The following is an 18,031-nucleotide window of genomic DNA, read 5'->3' on the forward strand; positions in this document are numbered from 1 at the left end:
CCTGGACTGCCTACTTGCTGACGCCCGCCTCGAAGACCTCGTCCAAGCCCCGGCGCACTGGCAACCCGGATGGGAGTACACCCTCCCGCCGCCGGATCAACCCGATGAACCTTCCCGGTCAGAGCACTAGGCGACGCGGACGCCCGCGCACCCTACGGTCAATCCGCGCCATGGTCCTGCGCCTGGCCAGGGAGAACGCCTCGTGGCGTATCGCCGGATCCACGGCGAACTCGCAGCGCTGGGGATCAAGGTCGCCGCCTCCACCGTCTGGGAGATCCTCCGCCAGCACGGCATCCCACCCGCACCCGAACGGCAGAGCACCACCTGGGCCGACTTTCTCCGCAGCCAGGCCAAGGCTCTACTCGCCTGCGATCTTCTCGAAGTCCGCACGCTGAAGGGGGCGCGCCTGTACGTCTTCGCCGTCATCGAGCACACCACCCGTCGTATCAGGGTCCTCGACGTCACGGCACACCCCACCGGGGACTGGATCGTGCAGCTAGGACGCAACCTCCTCATGGACCTCGAAGACGCGGGCAGCAGGGCACAGTTCCTGATCCGCGACCGCGACTCGAAGTTCACAGCCGCCTTCGACGCCCTCATGACCGATGCCGGTCTCAAGGTCGTCACCACCGGCATTCGGATACCGCGGATGAACCCGCTCGTGGAGCGCTGGATACAGACCTGCCGCAGGGAGCTGCTGGACCGGACCCTGATCTGGAACCAGAGCCACCTTCTCCACGCCCTGCGCGAGTACGAATCCTTCTACAACGAGCACCGCCCGCACAGGCCCCTGGAGCAGGCAGCCCCATGCCGCCCGCTACCCACGCCCATCACCCAACAAGCCCAACTCGCCCACCTGGCAGTCCACAGACGAGACCGACTCAGCGGAACCCTGCACGAATACCAGCACGCGGCGTGAACTGCACGGATGATGTATCGGCACCCGCAATGGCAGAACGGCTCGTTGCGGACATCTTCGACGCACTCGGCGAACAGACTGTCGTCGTTCCGGGCACCGAGGCCTCCGCGCTGATCGTCCCAAGTCTGGCTGCCTCGTTCTCCGCGGTACTTGACCAGCGCAAAGTCCTTGCCAGCAAGGATCGAGGAACTGCTGGAGGCACACCCTCTTTCGCAGGTCCTGACCTCGATGCCCGGCATTGGGGTCAGGACCGCAGCCCGGATCCTTATCGACGTTGGTGACGGCTGCGGCTTCGTCACCGCAGGGCACCTGGCCGCCTACGCCGGCCTGGCACCCGCAACGCGCAGATCCGGCTCCTCCGTCCGTGGCGAACAGCCCTCCCGACGAGGCAATAAACAGCTCAAGCGGGCCTTCTACCTCGCCGCGTTCGCCTCACTGTCCCAGCCGGACTCACGTGCCTACTACGACAGGAAACGACACGAGGGGAAACACCACGTTGCAGCCATCGTCTGCCTGGCTCGACGCCGCACCGACGTCCTCTTCGCCATGCTCCGAGACGGGACCTTCTACCAGCCACCCACTCCGGCCACCGCTTGACGAAAACCTTAGGGGCACCTTTTTCGCACGGACCGAGGCCGCATCCACGATGGCCGAGGTCCAGTCCAGCTCACCTCGCGTCCCGAGCTCGTCCAGGACGGCCTGGTGCAGCCGCCGCCACAGACCGGTCTCGGTCCACACGGAGAACCGGCGGTGCGCGGTGGCCGACGAGACGCCGAACGTCTCCGGCAAATGCCGCCAGGCACAGCCACTGGCCAGGACCTACACCACGGCCGTGAACACGGCCCGCTCGTCCACCGGAGCCGTTCCGCCACCCTGCGGACGGGACGCGAAGGAAGGAAGCAACGGCGCAACGAGCGACCAGAGTTCGCCAGGAACCAGCCGCTGTGACAGACCAACACCCGTAGCGCAACATCATGCCGCATCAACCTGACACCACGTGAGACAAGCTCTTAATCAGGGACGCTAATCAGCTGAGTCCAGCAGTGAGCGCATTTCCCGATGCACGAACACTCTCTCGGTCACAGCAGAATCTAGGGCATCCTTCAAATCACCCAGCCCGGTAATTCCACTCATGAATTGAGCGATAGGCGTTCCGATCTTGCTCGCAATGGAAGATCGGAATTCAACCTCAGAGACCTCTCGCCCAGAATCCGCCCCCAGAAGGAAGAGCCCCTCGGAGGTAACGGATTTGAGAGAGTCCAGCCTGAATCGAACTTGACACTTTGATTCAGGCAGCCACGAATTCTCGGCTTGACTGGCGGGTGAGAAGGCGATGTTTACGTAGCAGGACTCATCCCACCTGGACTTTTGGACACTGATCACCGCATACAGATTCAATGTGACTCGATACCAACTGTGGCCATGTCGTTGGAATCCTAGCGGTTTGACCGCTTCACCGATGACTCGGACTACTGTACTCTGCACGGTCAATCGAACCTCTTATAGATGTCCAGATGCCCGGTCCAAGACTGGCCAGTCATCTCCTCAAGTTCTTCAACGTAGCCCTTCAATTGCCGACGTCCGGTCGCCATGCTACTAGGAGAGTCGGATTTGAGTTCGCGAACCACCCGGTTCTCCCAGTCGATCGCGTCGGGCCTGCGCCCGCTTGGGAGCGTCACTTCATAGTCGTATCCGTCCCCCAGTGCGGTTCGGTAATTCTTGTGAGTCTCCGTCCAGCACATCCGGATACGTGGCAGTGGACCCGTCCAGCCTCGGCGCCGGAAGTTGCCCAGGCCATGAAAGGCGAATCGTCTTACCAGCCGTTCCCAGACGCAGGAGCTCGGCGTCACCACCCCCGGAGAACGCCAGGTCGACCACCACGCTCCTGGGCCCGACACTGCCGCCAGAGCGGCGCTCCAGCGTGGTGTCGACATCACGCCATGATCCGTCGTCCGCTCTCACTCGCTGCGGGACCGAGGACTGCTCCAGCGTGAACGTCCCATCCGGGTTTGCGAACGTCTGCGAGTACTCGGCTCGCTGGGCAGTCACCTCCACGGGCTCGCCCGACGCAGCTGCTCGCTCCGACGCACTCATCGCCTGCGCCCCGGGTAACGCACCCGCAGGTGCAACCGGTAACAAGACCAGTGATACGGCGACGATCGCCGCGGCAGACGCCCCCGCGACGGCGCGACGCGCCGCACTCATCCCACCGCCGCGCACGCGACGACTCCACCTCAACCCCACAGTCCCCACCCCGGAGTCACAGAATCTTCATATGTGCGGCGAAGTAGATCCAACATAAAGGCACAGCGTCAAGAGTGATCCGTGTGCCTCATGGCGCCTGGGAGCGATTTCAAGCTACCCAGCACCCACGCGGGAAGCCTTCGGCTGGCCACCACATCTCTTCGGGCGGGCGACGTGTTTGATCATGTAGGAGCACAGGCGGAACTGGTGAGCGCTGCGGCGTGGCGGTCCGCCGCGCGACTGGTCTATTCGCGCGTGGCCAGCATGTTCTCGGCGCCGCGCCTGAGGACCGTCCTGCCATCTCGATCGGCTGAGCGCTTGGCACACTATTCTGGCAGTCACATTCACCCTGCCCGCGCACACGCCGACTGGCCCACGCCGCACTCGCCACTCAAGGGGAAAGTCCAGGTCAGCCACACCGCGGCGGCTGGGCGGTCGCATGGTGCGCGCGAGACGGAGGATGCTCAACGAGTACCTGTGTGCTGTCTGAAGTGCAGCGATAACTTCTCGAGCGGCGCATGTTGGTCTCGTGAGGCCGCATGATCAGTGATCAGGGCCCTTCGATCCAGCACCATCCGGTGTAACGCCCAGGTGGCGAAGGTGCGCTTCGGCCTCTGCTGCTCTGCCGGTGTCGCCCACCACACGGGCGCAGACGAGTTTCACCCAGTGTGCCCGCACGAAAGACGGAGCCCGTTCCGCGGCGCGGACCGCTGCGGCGAGCGCGTCGGCGGGACGGTTCCGGGCAAGTTCCGCCTTGGCGAGCGCGTGCCGGCTCTCACCCAGCTCGGGTGCCAGTCGCACCTCCTTCCGTGCGGCCCTATCGGCAGTCTCCAAATGCCCTTGGCACAGTGCTCCGTTACCCAGGAGGATCCAGGCGAGGGCGTCACCCGCGTCGGCGGGACGCTCCGTCAGGAGCTGCTCCGCCTCGGCCGGCCGCCCGGCCATCATCAGGCTCACGGGATCGTCGGCGCGGGTGCTGTAGGACGCCGAAAGGCTGCGGAGCTGTCCGAAGCGCATACGCAGCGAGGTCAGCTGCCTCTCGGTCGAGGCATCGGTCAGGCGCTCCCCGGCCGGGCGCCCCACCGTTTCCCTGGAGGCGAGAAACGCGGCCGACGCGAGGTGGCCATGCCGCGCCTGAGTGCCTCAGCGCGCACGTGGCGGGCGAAGTGGGCATCGGAAGGCAGCGGACGCCAGCCCTGCTCGATACCCCGCTCGTCATGCGGGATGGATACCGCCACATGCCTGACCGCCACAACTGGTGGCGCCCTTGTTTCTCTGTTGGGCTCCTCCCCCGCCTTGGCCTAGGTGGTCAACTGCTGTCTGCTTCAACTGGCCTCTGTACGCCGGGCTTCCACAAAGGCCAACCGCCTGCCAACATCTTCTGTCTGGGTTCCTCCGCATCAGTGGGGTGTTGCATGGCGCAAGCGCAGAACAACGACCAGCGACTGCTCGACCGAATCCTGGAAGACCAACACCGCAAGCTCGCACCCGACAAGAGCAGGGACGACTTCTTCACCTTCTTCGCAGCCGACAAAGCGCTGCAGGACTGGGACCTCGACATCGACGAGATCACTGACGGGATCGTGGATGGCGCCCACGACTGCGGCATCGACGGTATCTGGACGTTCGTCGACGAGCGATACATCACCGCCGACACCCATCAGTACCTCCCGTCACGAGTCGGCAAGATCGACCTGGTGATCCTGCAGGCGAAGAACACCTCGGGTTACCAGGAGACGGTGATCGAGAAACTCCACTTCCATCTCCCCAGCCTGCTGGACATGGGGCGAGAGGAAGACGATCTTATCGACCACACCAACGCCAAGCTCTTGGACCGCACTCGCCGATTCCTGCACGTGCTGGAGGAATTGGCCTCGTCGTTCCCCCAAGTCCGCGTCAAGGTCATCTACGCCAGCAAGGCAGCTGAATCCCCGCACCCCAACGTCAAGTCAAAGGGCGACCGGCTCCGCAGGGAACTTGCCAAGATCACGTCAGACACCAGCGCCGATCTTGAGTATCTCAACGCGGCAGACCTCCGTGAACGCACCGCACGCGGCGCGAAGGCCGTCGCCCAACTCGTTTTCACTGAGACGCCGATGAGCACCTCCCTCGGTGAGGGCTACGTGTGTCTGGCCCGCCTGGACGAGTACTACCGGTTCATCACTTCGGACAACGAAGCCCTGCGACTCGAACTGTTCGAGTCCAACGTGCGCGACTACGCGGGGTCGACCGCGGTCAACAACGCGATCGGCGAGACACTCAAGTCCGGTACTGGCGAGGACTTCTGGTGGTTCAACAACGGCGTCACCGTGGTCGCCGACGCCGCCCAGATTGCTGGCAAGAAAATCGTGATCAGGGAGCCCCAGATCGTCAACGGTCTGCAGACCAGCCACGAAATCTTCAGCTACGTTCAGAACGGCGGTCAGCACCGCGACCGATCACTCCTGGTAAAGATCGTCGTGGCACCCGAGTCCGGCACTACTCGCGACCGCATCATCCGCGCCACCAACAGCCAGACGCAACTACCCGCAGGTGCGCTGCGTGCCACCGAGTCCATCCAGAAAGACATCGAGGAAAGCCTTCACCAAGCCGGAGGCTACTACTATGAACGTCGCGCCAGTTACTACCGCAACCTCGGCTTCCCTCTCGACCGCGTGGTAAGCATGGCCCGCTTGGCCCGGGAATTCACCGCCTTCGTCCTCCGGGAACCACACATGGCACTCCGGCACTCAGATGCCCTGTTACTAGACGACCAGCACTACGCACGGATCTTCTCCACCCGACACGACCTGGACATCTATCGGCTCAGTCTCGACGTCCACACTCGGCTTCGCGACTTCCTCGTCCAATACGCCGAAGACCGCCCCCTTCTGGGAGAGACGTTGGAGAACTGGCTCTACCCTTTGGCCTCAATGTCGTCCTACACTCTGACCCGACTGCGTCAACCATCCCCTCGCGACCTGCTCAACATCGACCTGGGCCACTTGAACGAGGCACTCATGACCCGCATGGCGGGAACTTTGGAGCACAATTTCAAGACCGCCCTGCGCCACAGCAAAGCCGGCGGCGTCGACCGCATCGCACGCATGACCGACTTCACCACCAAGCTCCGCCAGGCCGTCATCACACAAGGTCGCTACCGCATCGAAAAATAGCTCGCTCTTGAACAGCTCTTGCAGGTCCCGATCCGGTCCCTGCGGCACGTACCATTACGGGCGCTGAGGCATCACACAGCCACCGGAGGATGGCATTCCTCAAACACGCCGCCACCGCAGGGCAGCGGTCCTACACAACCGCTCCAGCCGCCCCCACCACACACCACGCCGGGCATCCGCCCTCGTAGAGGAACAGGTGCTGCCGCTGCGGCGCGAACGCCAGATAGGCCCGCTGCTGGCCGACCCGCACCGCCGTTGCCCCCTCGCACACCTCTTTCTCCAAGCCACTGCTTGCCGCCTGGCCGCCTGGAGCGGGCCACCGGCGAGCTGGTCATCGACGTCAAGAAAGCCGACCGTATCCCCGACAGCGGCGGCCACAATACTCCGGACCAAGCAGTCGGCCGTAAGAGCCGCACCGGCACTGATTGCGCCTACCTGCACACCGCTCTGGGCGACCACTCCTACCCGGCTTACACCGATAACCTGCCCGGCGAAACCGCCGCCACCTGCGCCGACTTCCTTACCGCGCCACCGCCTGGTTTGCGGATTGAGACGTCGCTGTCGAGCGGTACTGGGCCTTTTCGACTGTGCCCTTGCCGGAAACGTCATCCGTCCTGGTGGGAGCCGGTGCATCGGGCTTCCCGAAATCTGGCCGCGGTCGCTTGAGTTGGCGCTCTCGCGCAGTTGCCGTCAGCGTCTCATGATGATCGATCGTGCCGCTGCGACTGGCTTACCTGGGTGTGACGAACGCGTTCGCGATGCTTCGCCTGCTGCCGATGACAGACCGGGACAAGGACGCTGAGATCCTCGCCCTACGCCACCAGATCACCGTGCTGGAACGCCAACTCGGCAAGGAAGATCCGGTTCACGCCGAGCGATCGAGCGTACCTGGCGGCGCTGCTGCACCGGCTGCCACTGCACGTCCTGCGACAGTTACGGCTGCTCGTACGCCCTGACACGGTACTGCGTTGGCACCGCACCCTCATCGCGCGCCGCCATGCCGCCCCTGCCGGCCAAGCGTCCGGGACGGCCGCGCACGGTGCGCTCGATCCGCGTCTTGGTGCTGCGGCTGGCGAAGGAGAACCCGAGCTGGGGGTACAGGCGTCTGCACGGCGAGCCGCTTGTACTGGGGGTGAAGGTGGGCGCGTCCACCGTCTGGGAGATCTTGAAGGAGGCTGGCATCGACCCAGCGCCCGAGCGGAACTCCAGTACCTGGGCCACCTTTCTTCGCTCTCAGGCTGATGCCCTGCTGGCCTGCGACTTCCTGGAAACAGTCACTCCGTCGGGGGTACGGATGTACGTGCTCGTGGTGATCGAACACGGCAGTCGCCGGATCCGGTTCCTGGGCGCCACCGCGCATCCGAGCGCAGCCTGGGTAGCGCAAGCGGCGAAGAACCTCGTCATGGACCTCGAAGACCTCGGCTGCCGGGCACGGTTCATGATCCGGGACAGAGACCGGAAGTTCCCCGCCCTCTTCGATGCCGACCTCAACGCCGCGGGGATCGACGTCGTCCTCAGCGGCATCCAGATGCCAGGATGAACTCGATCATTGAAAGGTGGATACAGACCTGTCGCCGCGAGCTCCTGGACGTTGATCTGGAACCAGCGACGTTGATCTGGAACCAGCGACACCTCCTCTACACCCTGCGCGAGTTCGAGCAGTTCTCCAACGGACACCGACCACACCAGGGCATCGCGAACGCCAGACCGCTACAGCCCCTGCCCCCGCCGATCGACGACCCGGACACATTAGCCCGCCTCAACATACGTCGGCGCGATCGCATCGGCGGCATCCTCCACGAGTACCGGAATGCGGCTTGACCTGCACGGATGAGGTTTCCGGCAAGGGCAATGTCGGGTTGCGAGCCCTCCAGGGCTGATGAGGGCCCCGGCCAGGGGCATGCGACGAGCAGGGGGGAAGGGTCCGGGTCCCGGCCGGCGGTGAGCGAAACCCGTCGGACAATTTCGGGCAATAATGAACGTTAAGGTCTGGATAGCCTATTTGGCTGCTATAACTTCCTCCCTGGGTGGGCGCTACGGGGGAGGGCAGCCCTATGGCCGGTACGCACGGCATCCATGTCCACGGTGATGTTGAGGGCAGCCAGGTCGTCGTCGGCGACCATAACGTCGTCATCAACGCCGCGCTGGGCTCGTCCGTCAGCGTACGGAGCGAGGGCCCGCCGCCCACGCGGCGGCGCACCCGTCCCTCGGGCCGCGCACTGCCCGACCGCGCGCCCCGGCTACTGGGGCGCGATCGTGAGCTGGCCGCACTGGGGCGGTGGCTGGGGCAGGGCTACCCGGTGCAGGTCTACGGCCCACCCGGGACCGGGAAGTCCGTACTACTGCGCCGTTACGCCGCCAACGCCGCGACGAGCGGCCAAGACGTGGTGTATCTCCCGGCGGCGGGTGTGCCGGCCGAGGACCTCGTCCAGGAGCTCTTCCACGCCTGCTACGAGGCGGAGGACTACAAGCCGGAGCCGGCCAGGGTGCGCCGCCTGATGGGCTCGGTGCGGGCGCTGCTGGTCATCGACGACTTCCAGGGCTCGACCGCCGAGCTGGCCGAGCTGATGGACGCCGCGCCCGGATGCGATGTGCTGCTGGCCACCGCCGAGCGCCACACCTGGGACGAGGGGCGGGCGCTTCGCCTTGAGGGCCTCCAGGAGGAGCCCGCGCTCGCGCTGCTGGGGGAAGAGTTACGGCGGCCACTGCGCGACGAGGAGTACGAGGCGGCCAGACGGCTGGTCACGGCCGTCCGGGGCCATCCGCTGACGCTGGTGCAGGCGGCGGCGGACACGACCTTCGAGGTGGACGAGGACGCGCGGGTGACGGGGCTCGCGAACGGGCTCAGCGACGCCGCGTCCGTACTCCTGCGTCTGCTGGACGCGCTGTCCCCGCTGCCGCTGTCCGCGAAGCTGCTGCCGATCCTGGCGGGGAGCGTGGACACGGCCGCGATCACGGAGCTGACCTCGCTGGCCCTCATCGGCTCCTCCGGCACGGGCTACCGCACCACCGGCCGCGTCGCCCACCTGGTCGCCGAGCGCACCGGCCCGGCCCGGGACGCGGCGAAGCTGGCGCCCGCCCTGACAGCCTGGGCGGCCGCGACAACGGCCACCCGTCATGACATCGCCGCCGAGGCCCCCGTCGTCTGCCACGTCCTCGCGGCTGCGGCACGCGCCCGCGACCATGCGGCCGTCTGCGCCCTGGCCCGTACGACGGCCCCCGCCCTGGCCCGCTCCCTGCGCTGGGGCGCCTGGCACCAGGTCCTCGGCCTGGGCGCGGCCGCGGCCCGCGCACAGGGCTCGGCCGCGGACGAGGCGTACTTCCGCCAGGAGGAGGAGGTGCGCAAGCGGGCGCTGGGCGTGGTGGCTCTGGCGACGGCCGGCGGGGCGCTGGCCGCCGGGGGAGTGATCGGCCATATAGCGGGCACCGCGGGCCACGGCGGCGCGGCGGCCGGAAAGACGGGGTTCGCCGCTGCCGCCTCCCATCCGGCGGCGATCACCGCGGCGGTAGCCGCCTTGGCGGTCGGCGGGGTCTTCGCCGGGCTCGCCACCGCGGGCGACGGTCAGCCGCGGGCGAGGCCGACCCCCAGCGGGCAGGTCACCTCCCTGGCCGCGACCGGCACCCGGCCCCCGGGCCCGATCTCCACCGCGCCCCGGACCCCCACCCGGCCCCCGTCGCCGAGCCGTACCTCCCCCCACCCCCCGACCAAGGCCACGACACCCCCGTCGCCCACCCGGATCGCCTCATCGCCGCCCACGGACCCCGGCCAGGGCCCCGTCAGCTGTCCGCTCGATTCACTGGGCACTCTCACCTTGGGCGCGCCCGCAGGCGGCGAAGCCACAGACGACTACGCATGGCAGGACTTCATGCAGTGCGACGACGAACGGACCCTGACCGTCGACAAGGCGGATCCCGGCCACGTCGCATTCGGTGTGACTCCCACCTCCTGCCCCAAGACGGCCCATCCCGGTCAGGAGATCCGGGTCTCTGCCCCCTGCCGGTACACCGTCCTCTTCCATCCCCCTCAGTCGGCTGAGCCGGGTACCCAGTACCAAGCACACGTCATCATGCGCGACGACTGGGGCAGGCTGTCCATGACGCTGAGCGTGTACGGCACGGTGTCCGCCACTTCCACGGCGAGCCCATCGAGCACAGCGCCAACTCCTTAGTAAACCCCGGCAAGAGCGCTACGATCGGCGCCCATCACAGGATCACATCGGGGTAGGTGCCGTGCGGTTGAGCGTCCGAGTCACGACCGCCGAGGGCTGCCCCGGCGTACACGACCTCCACCGCTGGCTGACCGAGGACCCCGACGTGGCGGGCGCGGCCGCAGTGGCGCTGGTGGGTGCCGGAAAGCATGTCCACGCTAGTCAGGCTGCATGTCGGTACTCGTGGAGGGTTCCGCGGAGTCGGTCGCGTCGGCGTACGTCCAGTTGGACGATCCGGTCCGGATCGTTGATCGGCGTGGGCCGTGATCCCAGAGGTGAGCCCTGGCCGAGAGCACGGTGCGGGCGATGGGTGTTGTCATGAATCTCGAACTCGCTTAGCACGTTGATGAGATGGCGCTGGTTCCAGATCAGCGTCCGGTCGAGGAGTTCGCGTCGGCAGGTCGCTGCCCAGCGTTCCATCACCGCGTTCATCCGCGGCATCATGACGCCGGTGAGCACGGTCTGGATCCCGGCCTCGGCGAGGATAGCGTCGAACACCTGCGGGTACTTCCCGTCCCGATCGCGGATCAGGAACCGTGCCCGGCACCTGGCGTCCTCCAGGTCCATGACCAGATTGCGCGCCGCCTGGGCAACCCATGCCGCAGTCGGGTGCGCGGTCGCGCCCGGCGTCCGGCGTCCGGCGTCCGGCGTCCGGCGTCCGGCGTCACCAGCAGTCGAAGCCGACGGAGGCGCTGCTTGGGAAGGCGATGGAGCAAGGCAGCGAGGAAAGTGCGGTCCTCGGGCGCGGACCGGGGGCGGACTCCGCCGAGCTGCCGCTCCAGCACGGCGAGTTGGTGCCGCAGCGCCAGGATCTCCACGTCCCTGTCCCGGTCGCTCAGCGGCAGCAGCCGTAGTGCGGACGGGCTTGTTGCCACCCTTCTTACGGGCCGCCTCCACCGCGGGCCGCAGGGCGAACCGGCCCAGGCCGACGCACATCCCGTCCCGGCCCTGGTCGGCCACCGGGTTCGTTGATCGAGCCGGTGCTGTCCGCCTGGCGCTTCGAGCGTCGCGGCAGGGCCCTGGACTTCGGCCGGCCACCCGAGCATGACCTGCGCGAGATCATGAACGCGATCCTGTACGTGGCCCGCACCGGCGCCCAGTGGCGCTCCTCCCGCACGACTTCCCGCGACGGCCTTCTCCTACCGCCCGCCGGACACGGTGACTGTCGTGCCGGTCACGTAGGAGGCCGCCGGTGACATCAGCCAGCCGACCGCCTCGGCCACTTCCTGAGGCTGGGCCGGGCGGCCCATCGGTACGCCGGTCGCGGCGAGTTCGGCCAGGTCGGGCGGGGCCATGTCGGTGTCGACCAGGCCGGGAGGAGCGGGCCCAGCACGTTCACGGCCAGCAGCCGCTCGAGCATGCGTACGTCCTGTTCCGCAAGCGTCCTCGACTCGCCGAAGACGCCCGCGTTGTTGACGAGCCCGGCCAGCGGGCCCAGTTCGGCCTCCGCCGTCCTGAACAGCGCATCGACCTGCCCCGCGTCGGCGACGTCCGCAGCGATGGCCCGAGCGCGTCCGCCGACGGCGGTGATGGAATCCACGACCGCCTCGGCCGCCTGCGCATTGCCGGCGTAGTTCACGGCGACCGGGTGCCCGAACGCGGCGAGGGTGCGGCACACGGCGGCGCCGATGCCTCGGCTGCCGCCGGTGACGACGACGAGTCCCGGCGGGGCCGCCTCTGGTGTTTCTGTCATCGTCGGTTCTCCTCCGTATCAGCAGATGTGGTGGGCGGCGGGCGGCACCTCGGCGCGCCGGCTGTCGAGCACCGCCCGGCCGGACCGGCACCACCCGCACGCTCTGCGGAATGCCTGTGCCGGCTTCCCCGGGCCGACACGTGCCCGCACGGTGTTCGCGGTACCCGCGGCATCGGGCCCCACACGGCCAGCGGTGGTCGATCCCTCGGGGGCGAACCGGGCCGTTTGTACCGGGCACCCGGGGGGACTCTTGTTGAGGTGGCCACGAAGATGATCGCCGCCAGGCATTCACGGTCACCCGACCGCCGTCGGCCGCCGCCCTGCGGACGTATCACCTCCGTCGGCGGAACCACCCGCCGGAACAGCGTCCATAACTCATCCGGCCCCAACCGCTCAATCAGATCGGTCATGCACGGCTCAACGAACGATCACACCAAAGGAAACGACCTCTGAGGTTCAAAGACGGGTTCTCACCGCCATCTGCCACGTGCTCGGGACCACGTGACGCTCGCCTTCTGAAACCGTCCCCTCAGGGCCGAAGGCGCATGCGTCTTCGCGTAGTGGACGAGCGGTGAGGACCCGGCGAGTCCCTTGCTGCGTCAGGGGTGCCACACGTCTGGGTGCGGGGAGCAGGGCACCGGCCCCCCGCAACTTCCCCCTCACCCGGGGGCCATCCCCGCGGGTGCGGGAAGCAGTCCGGCACGCTGCTGACGATCGGTACCGGGCTGGGACCATCCCCGCGGGTGCGGGAAGCAGACTCCGTGACCTGCGCGTCTCCCTGACAGTTGCTTCCCTGCAAAACACTTTCACCAAGCCCGGCATTCCAGGCATATGCATTGCGTGGTTCACGCGACGAATGCTTCCACACCGTCCATATCATTTCTCAGAACATGGACGGCCGTCAGCACCACGTCGTACCGCTCCCCGCCACGGCTTTAAACGACAGGAAGCAGGGCGCCGCGTCCCAGCGCTTATAGAGGCCGCCGCATCGACAGGCACCACAGAGGCACGTCGATAACCAGGACACCGTCGGACTCGCCAAGCCGCTCGGCCACGTACGCCTGCACATCATCGCGGACCGCGTTCGCGTCCCACAGCGCACGGTTGAGAAGGTTCTGGAACCCATGAGGCGCGCTGTGACCCGCGTACTCGGCTCGGCGAGCTGCCAGCTGTTCTTCCGTCCCACTGGCCCAAGCAGTGCCCGCACATAGTCCCGCATCCGCCGGCGAAGATCAGCCCGGCCGAACCGGTGCCCGACCCGCAGCAGCACCTCGTCCAGCTCTCCCGCCCACACATCAGGGCACACATCATCTTGCACGATCAGAACAACAGCGATCGAGGGTCGCCGGTCACGAACTTCCGCCACGTGACGGCCCACTTGGGCCGGTTCGGCCCGCCATTGCGGCTGCCACCCACCATCGCGCGGCCGGCCGCACTGAGCAGCCGGCCGCGCTCCCCCGTCAGGTGGATGGTCTGGAGTCAGCAGTTGCGGACAGTGTGGACGTGCGTCCAGTCACCGTTGGCGTCATAGCTGTGCGCCGGCGGGGTGGTGTAGAGGAGAGTGCCGTCGGGCTTGTACATCCGTGCGCGGGTGCCGGTGGTCTGGTTGTTGTCCCACGAGCCCGCACCGGTCCACGGGATGGTGTAGGTGCCGCACGAGTACATGTCGATGTAGCTGCCGGTCCAGTAGGTGCCGCTGTAGGCGCAGAAGTGGCGGTAGTCCGCTCCCCCTCCCGCGCAGGGGGCCGCAGCGGCCTGACTACCGGAGGCGGAGGGGAAGGAGCGGGGGTGAGCCTCCCCAGGGATGGCGACGTACACCTTGCCCCGACCGTTGAGGTCGATCATGTTGGGGGACACCTGCGTCCCGCCCGTCGCCGTGAGGTATCGGTCGACTTCCGCCTGCAGGGTGGTGGCCTGGGTCCTGGTGAGGTGGGCGGCTACGGCCTGCGCGGTGAAGTCCGGGTGGGCGGGAGCGGCGCCGGCCGCACCGGCGGTCCCTGCGGCGAGCGCGAGGAAGGCACCGGTCAGTGCGGCGATGAGCCGTCCCCTGCTGGTGCGGTGCTTTCGGCGAGCCGACGCGGCCGAATCGATGCGCTTCACGTATGTGATCCTTTCGATGGATCGGTCATCGGGCTGTCCGACACGCGAGTGCGCCGTGACCTCCGGCACCTCGCGCTCAACCCACTCTCGGTGTCCGGCAGGGGGTGCCTCGACCTGATTCGGTCTGGCCCGAATAAGGACACATCCGGAAGGCTCTCGTCAGGCTGCCGAGCATGCGGGGGGATCGTGGTCTATCGCATTCACTTCACGGCTGAGGACCTGGCGCGGACCCGGGTGGCTGCAGCTCCGCTGCCGTCCGTCGAACTGGACATCGCCGTACGCATGGTGCAGGAGCGCAGCCATCCCGTGCGCTTCGGCGCGTGGCGGCAGCAGGCGCTCCGGCGCCTGAGACCACAGGCGCGCATGGTTCTCGACCTCATCCGCCCGATGGGCGCGTCTCCGGATTTCCTGGGGGCGACGCAGACCGACAGTCCGGAAGAGTTCCTCCAACAGGTGCGCTCCACGCCGTCATCACAGGTGCAGCGGGACCTGGCCCGCATCGCCGAGCACCGCGCACTCCCGGCGTGGGCGCGCCGGCTCGGCGACGACAAGGAGCTCCTGGAGCAACTTTGGGACACGTGGGAGCACGTCTACGCGCAACTGGTGGGCTCCTACTGGCCGCACATCGTCGAGTGTGTCGCCGTCGAACGCGCCGAACGCATGCGCGACGTGCTCGAGGGTGGCATCGCGCGCCTGTTCGCCGGCCTCAACCCGCAGCGCGTCCGCTGGGAGGCACCGGTACTGCACATCGCGATGGCCTCGGGGCTCGACGCGGATCTGCGCCTGGAGGGCCGGGGGCTGCTGCTGGTCCCCTCGGTGTTCGGCTGCGAGGCCCCGGTGATCAATCCCGACGCCAAGCCGCAACCCACGCTGACCTATCCGGCCAACAGCGACCAGCGCCCATTCCTGCCAACTGCCACACCTCACGCCAGGACATCCCACAACCCGGCAGCATCCCTGGCCACGTTACTGGGCCGCACCAGAGCCGCCGTGCTCGTCGCCATCGCCGAGCGGCCGGGGTGCACCACGAGAGAATTGGCCATCACGGTCGGTGTCGCTCCGGCGAGTGCCAGCGAACACGCCACCGTTCTTCGCACCGCCGGACTGATCGACACCATACGGCTCAAGAACATGGCGCTGCACAGCCCCACTTCCACGGGCCTCGCATTGCTGGACTCCGGTACCGGCTGACGGATCAGCCACACCGCACTCGGCGGCGAGCCACCCATCAGGCGCGTGGCCAACGCTCCGGGTCAATACGGCTAGTACTCCAGCCCGTAGATCGTTGTGTGTCCTGGTCTTGTGGCTGTCGCCGCTGGCGATAACTCAGGTGGTCTCAGCGCGCCATCTGGGTAGGGCTGGGCAGTGCCCGAGCTGAAGCAGTTGCATGCTGGCCATGCCCCGGCGGTCCTGGCCTTCGAGCTGGCGAACCGTGTCTACTTCGCTGCCTCGGTCTCCGACCGGGGCGACGAGTTCTACGACCAGTTCACCGACCGGCACAGTGCCTTGCTGGCTGGGCAAGAGGCTGGCATCCGCGCCTTCTACGTGCTGGTCGCCGAGGATGGCTCGGTTCTGGGCCGGTTCAGCCTGTACGACTTCGAGGACGGCACTGCCAACCTCGGCTACCGGGTCGCGCAGCACATCGCCGGCCGCGGCGTGGCGACCGCGACTGTCCGGGAGTTGTGCCGGCTGACGGCGGCGCGGCACGGGCTGCGCACACTGTGGGCAGCCACCGCCCGCGCCAATGCCGCGTCCCAGAAGATACTGACCAAGGCCGGGTTCGTCCCGGTCGGCCCGGCAGACCCGGCCGGCCTCGGCGGGCCGCAGGTCACAGCCTAGACCCTGCTCAATGGCGAGAGGCGTTCGAATGCCTGATGGGCCGGATCGCCGGCCGGTTCAAGCGGGTCGAGCCCCGACGCCGGGTTCGGCGATTGGTGCTCGGGCTCCCGTCGGACCTGCCGCGCAAGAACTGCTGGACCATCGCCGAGTGGGCCGGGGAGACCCGGGAGAGCTGGACGAGGTGCTGCTGCGGGTCGGCCACCGGTTCGGCCGGGCTGATCTTCGCCGGCGGATGCGGGACTGTGTGCGGGCACTGCTTGGGCCAGTGGGACGGAAGAACAGCTGGCAGCTCGCCGAGTGCGCGGGTCACAGCGCGCCTCATGGGTTCCAGAACCTTCTCAACCGTGCGCTGTGGGACGCGGACGCGGTCCGCGATGATGTGCAGGCGTACGTGGCCGAGCGGCTTGGCGAGTCCGACGGTGTCCTGGTTATCGACGAGACAGGGTTTTCGAAGAAAGGTGATACCTCGGCCGGTGTGCGACGGCAGTGCTCAGGTACTGCCGGACGCACCGAGAACTGCCAGGTCGCGGTGTTCGCTGCCGGTGCTTCCCGCCGGGGCCGAACGCTGGTGGACCGGGAGCTGCCGTCCCGTTTCTCATGCCCCCACCGGCTCCTCCGTCAGCGAGCTGGTTGAGGTTGCGGGAAGCCGCTGGGCCATCGAAGCCTGTTTCCAGAGCGCGAAGAACGAATGCGGCCTGGACCAGTACGAAGTCCGCCGTTACCCGAGCTGGTACCGGCACATCACCTCGCCATGCTGGCCCACGCTTTCCTTCTTGCCGCCCCAGGGCACGGGGGCCACCACCGCCACATTGATCAGGCACTGAGATGGTCCAGATGGCGCCGTCAACACCTGACGACCGCCAGGCTCTGCCACTACAAACGACGCACCGCCGGTCACGAACTTCCGCCACATGACGGCCCATCAGTTCACTACACTCAGAAACAGACCCCTGACCAGCAAGAATAGCGAACTACAACTGGAGTACTAGGTTGTGCCGGGGTGGGGTGTTCCGGTGCCGGTGAGCGTCCACATGGCCAGGAGGTCGAGTGCCTGTCTGGACGACGAGCCGGGTTCCGCGGTGTAGACGTAGACGGTTGTGTCGGGGTCTCCCGGCGGGATCAGCGTCTCGTACTCCACTGTCAGCTCACCGACCAGGGTGTGGTGGAGGCGTTTGGAGCCGTGGGTGCGCTGGTGGACCCGATGCTTTTCCCACCAGTGATCGAATTCGGCGCTCTTTCCGCGCAGTTCCGCGACGAGATCGTTCGTGACCTGATCGTCCGGGTCCCGTCCCGCCTCCAGGCGCAGGCTTTCCACCGCGGCCCGTGCCTGGTCCTCCCAGTCGACGAACAAGGACCGGGGTTCCTCGCTGAGGAACATCCAGCGTGCGTAGTTGCGGTGCCGGAGGGGCAACTGGTCGAAGTCGGTGAACAGCGCCTTGGCCATCCGATTGGCCCCCAGGACGTCGTTGCGGCGGCCGAGAACCAGCACCGGTTCGCCGTTGAGCGCGTCGATGAACTGCTGGAGACCGGGGCGGAGTCTTTGGACGCTTCGGCTGTGCCGCCGTGACGGCGCGGCCGTCACTCCGACGAGGGTGTGCAGGTAGGTGCGCCCCGCCTCGTCGAGGGCCAGGGCTCGGCAGAGTGCGTCCACGACACCGGGTGAAGGGGAGATCGGGCGTCCTTGCTCGAGCCGGGCGTAGTAGTCGGTCGATATGCCGGCCAGACGAGCGACCTCTTCACGGCGCAGGCCCGGAACGCGCCGCGTACGGCTGTCCGGCGGAAGACCGGCCTGCTCGGGATCCACTTGACTGCGTGCTTTCCGCAGGAAGTTTCCCAGCTCGCGGTTGTTGTTGCCCATGCAAAGCAGTATCGC

Annotated in this window: 10 protein-coding genes and 12 pseudogenes; 11 read left to right on the top strand and 11 right to left on the bottom strand. The window is 67.1% G+C overall.

From position 1 onward, the window contains the following. Nucleotides 1-128: 128 nt before the first annotated feature. Together IEJ02_RS26670 and IEJ02_RS26675 are read left to right on the top strand one after the other, a co-directional pair. A pseudogene (locus tag IEJ02_RS26670) lies at nucleotides 129-919 on the top strand (integrase core domain-containing protein); the annotation flags it as partial. Between the two features lie 20 nt (nucleotides 920-939). Then, a pseudogene (locus IEJ02_RS26675) lies at nucleotides 940-1,516 on the top strand (transposase); the annotation flags it as partial. A 117-nt stretch (nucleotides 1,517-1,633) separates the two neighbouring features. Here IEJ02_RS26675 and IEJ02_RS50830 read toward each other — a convergent pair. The 4 genes and pseudogenes from IEJ02_RS50830 to IEJ02_RS26690 form a co-directional block, all read right to left on the bottom strand. Further along, nucleotides 1,634-1,735: pseudogene (locus IEJ02_RS50830) on the bottom strand (transposase); the annotation flags it as partial. A gap of 207 nt (nucleotides 1,736-1,942) precedes the next feature. Then, nucleotides 1,943-2,404: a DUF4304 domain-containing protein gene (locus IEJ02_RS50835; RefSeq protein ID WP_369075653.1), complete on the bottom strand. Its 462-nt coding sequence runs from the start codon at nucleotides 2,402-2,404 to the stop codon at nucleotides 1,943-1,945. Nucleotides 2,405-2,406: 2 nt separating this feature from the next. Next, a complete protein-coding gene (locus tag IEJ02_RS50840; RefSeq protein WP_369075654.1) occupies nucleotides 2,407-2,853 on the bottom strand; it encodes a hypothetical protein in 447 nt (148 codons plus the stop codon). Nucleotides 2,854-3,706: 853 nt separating this feature from the next. After that, nucleotides 3,707-4,246 carry a hypothetical protein gene (locus IEJ02_RS26690; protein ID WP_191067194.1) on the bottom strand — a complete coding sequence of 180 codons (540 nt, stop codon included), beginning with the start codon at nucleotides 4,244-4,246 and terminating at the stop codon, nucleotides 3,707-3,709. A gap of 332 nt (nucleotides 4,247-4,578) precedes the next feature. On the opposite strand from IEJ02_RS26690, the gene IEJ02_RS26695 reads away from it, so the two are divergent. The 4 genes and pseudogenes from IEJ02_RS26695 to IEJ02_RS26715 all read left to right on the top strand — a co-directional run bounded on the left by IEJ02_RS26695 (nucleotide 4,579) and on the right by IEJ02_RS26715 (nucleotide 10,487). Further along, nucleotides 4,579-6,318: an AIPR family protein gene (locus IEJ02_RS26695; protein ID WP_191067195.1), complete on the top strand. Its 1,740-nt coding sequence runs from the start codon at nucleotides 4,579-4,581 to the stop codon at nucleotides 6,316-6,318. A gap of 106 nt (nucleotides 6,319-6,424) precedes the next feature. Then, nucleotides 6,425-6,863 (top strand): annotated as a pseudogene (locus IEJ02_RS48860) (transposase family protein); the annotation flags it as partial. A gap of 168 nt (nucleotides 6,864-7,031) precedes the next feature. Next, nucleotides 7,032-8,139: pseudogene (locus tag IEJ02_RS26710) on the top strand (transposase family protein). Between the two features lie 233 nt (nucleotides 8,140-8,372). Next, entirely contained in the window at nucleotides 8,373-10,487 is a 2,115-nt protein-coding gene (locus tag IEJ02_RS26715) for an ATP-binding protein (protein ID WP_191067197.1), read from the top strand. A gap of 34 nt (nucleotides 10,488-10,521) precedes the next feature. Here the strand turns inward: IEJ02_RS26715 and IEJ02_RS26720 are convergent, their stop codons facing one another. Further along, nucleotides 10,522-10,683, bottom strand: a complete 162-nt coding sequence (locus tag IEJ02_RS26720) for a hypothetical protein (protein ID WP_191067198.1) — start codon at nucleotides 10,681-10,683, stop codon at nucleotides 10,522-10,524. Nucleotides 10,684-10,688: 5 nt separating this feature from the next. Continuing rightward, a pseudogene (locus IEJ02_RS26725) lies at nucleotides 10,689-11,401 on the bottom strand (integrase core domain-containing protein). Nucleotides 11,402-11,494: 93 nt separating this feature from the next. On the opposite strand from IEJ02_RS26725, the pseudogene IEJ02_RS26730 reads away from it, so the two are divergent. Then, nucleotides 11,495-11,652, top strand: a pseudogene (locus tag IEJ02_RS26730) (transposase); the annotation flags it as partial. A gap of 13 nt (nucleotides 11,653-11,665) precedes the next feature. Here IEJ02_RS26730 and IEJ02_RS26735 read toward each other — a convergent pair. From IEJ02_RS26735 to IEJ02_RS26745, 4 genes and pseudogenes are all read right to left on the bottom strand, one after another. Further along, a pseudogene (locus IEJ02_RS26735) lies at nucleotides 11,666-12,219 on the bottom strand (SDR family oxidoreductase). A 236-nt stretch (nucleotides 12,220-12,455) separates the two neighbouring features. Then, nucleotides 12,456-12,629, bottom strand: a pseudogene (locus IEJ02_RS26740) (IS5/IS1182 family transposase); the annotation flags it as partial. A 600-nt stretch (nucleotides 12,630-13,229) separates the two neighbouring features. After that, nucleotides 13,230-13,525 (bottom strand): annotated as a pseudogene (locus tag IEJ02_RS51420) (transposase); the annotation flags it as partial. A gap of 173 nt (nucleotides 13,526-13,698) precedes the next feature. Beyond that, nucleotides 13,699-14,319, bottom strand: coding sequence for a hypothetical protein (locus tag IEJ02_RS26745; protein ID WP_275563033.1), 621 nt, complete (start codon nucleotides 14,317-14,319; stop codon nucleotides 13,699-13,701). Between the two features lie 186 nt (nucleotides 14,320-14,505). On the opposite strand from IEJ02_RS26745, the gene IEJ02_RS26750 reads away from it, so the two are divergent. The 4 genes and pseudogenes from IEJ02_RS26750 (at nucleotide 14,506) to IEJ02_RS51425 (ending at nucleotide 17,125) form a co-directional block, all read left to right on the top strand. Continuing rightward, entirely contained in the window at nucleotides 14,506-15,510 is a 1,005-nt protein-coding gene (locus IEJ02_RS26750; protein ID WP_191067199.1) for a winged helix-turn-helix domain-containing protein, read from the top strand. Nucleotides 15,511-15,684: 174 nt separating this feature from the next. After that, a complete protein-coding gene (locus tag IEJ02_RS26755; RefSeq protein ID WP_191067200.1) occupies nucleotides 15,685-16,158 on the top strand; it encodes a GNAT family N-acetyltransferase in 474 nt (157 codons plus the stop codon). Between the two features lie 35 nt (nucleotides 16,159-16,193). Further along, nucleotides 16,194-16,321: pseudogene (locus IEJ02_RS26760) on the top strand (IS701 family transposase); the annotation flags it as partial. A 9-nt stretch (nucleotides 16,322-16,330) separates the two neighbouring features. Next, a pseudogene (locus tag IEJ02_RS51425) lies at nucleotides 16,331-17,125 on the top strand (IS701 family transposase). Between the two features lie 18 nt (nucleotides 17,126-17,143). Here IEJ02_RS51425 and IEJ02_RS26770 read toward each other — a convergent pair. Continuing rightward, nucleotides 17,144-18,016 (bottom strand): helix-turn-helix transcriptional regulator, encoded by an 873-nt coding sequence (locus IEJ02_RS26770; RefSeq protein WP_191067201.1) that lies wholly within the window; start codon nucleotides 18,014-18,016, stop codon nucleotides 17,144-17,146. Between the last annotated feature and the right edge of the window lie 15 nt (nucleotides 18,017-18,031).

The organism is Streptomyces sp. 5-10, from assembly GCF_014712245.1.
Taxonomy (GTDB): Bacteria; Actinomycetota; Actinomycetes; order Streptomycetales; family Streptomycetaceae; genus Streptomyces; species Streptomyces violaceusniger.

Excerpts from the sequence above, each read along its gene's own strand:
- IEJ02_RS26715 (WP_191067197.1), top strand. The coding sequence starts at position 8,373 with ATGGCCGGTACGCACGGCATCCATGTCCACGGTGATGTTGAGGGCAGC.
- IEJ02_RS50840 (WP_369075654.1), bottom strand. The coding sequence starts at position 2,853 with ATGTCGACACCACGCTGGAGCGCCGCTCTGGCGGCAGTGTCGGGCCCA.
- IEJ02_RS26770 (WP_191067201.1), bottom strand. The coding sequence starts at position 18,016 with ATGGGCAACAACAACCGCGAGCTGGGAAACTTCCTGCGGAAAGCACGC.
- IEJ02_RS26695 (WP_191067195.1), top strand. The coding sequence starts at position 4,579 with ATGGCGCAAGCGCAGAACAACGACCAGCGACTGCTCGACCGAATCCTG.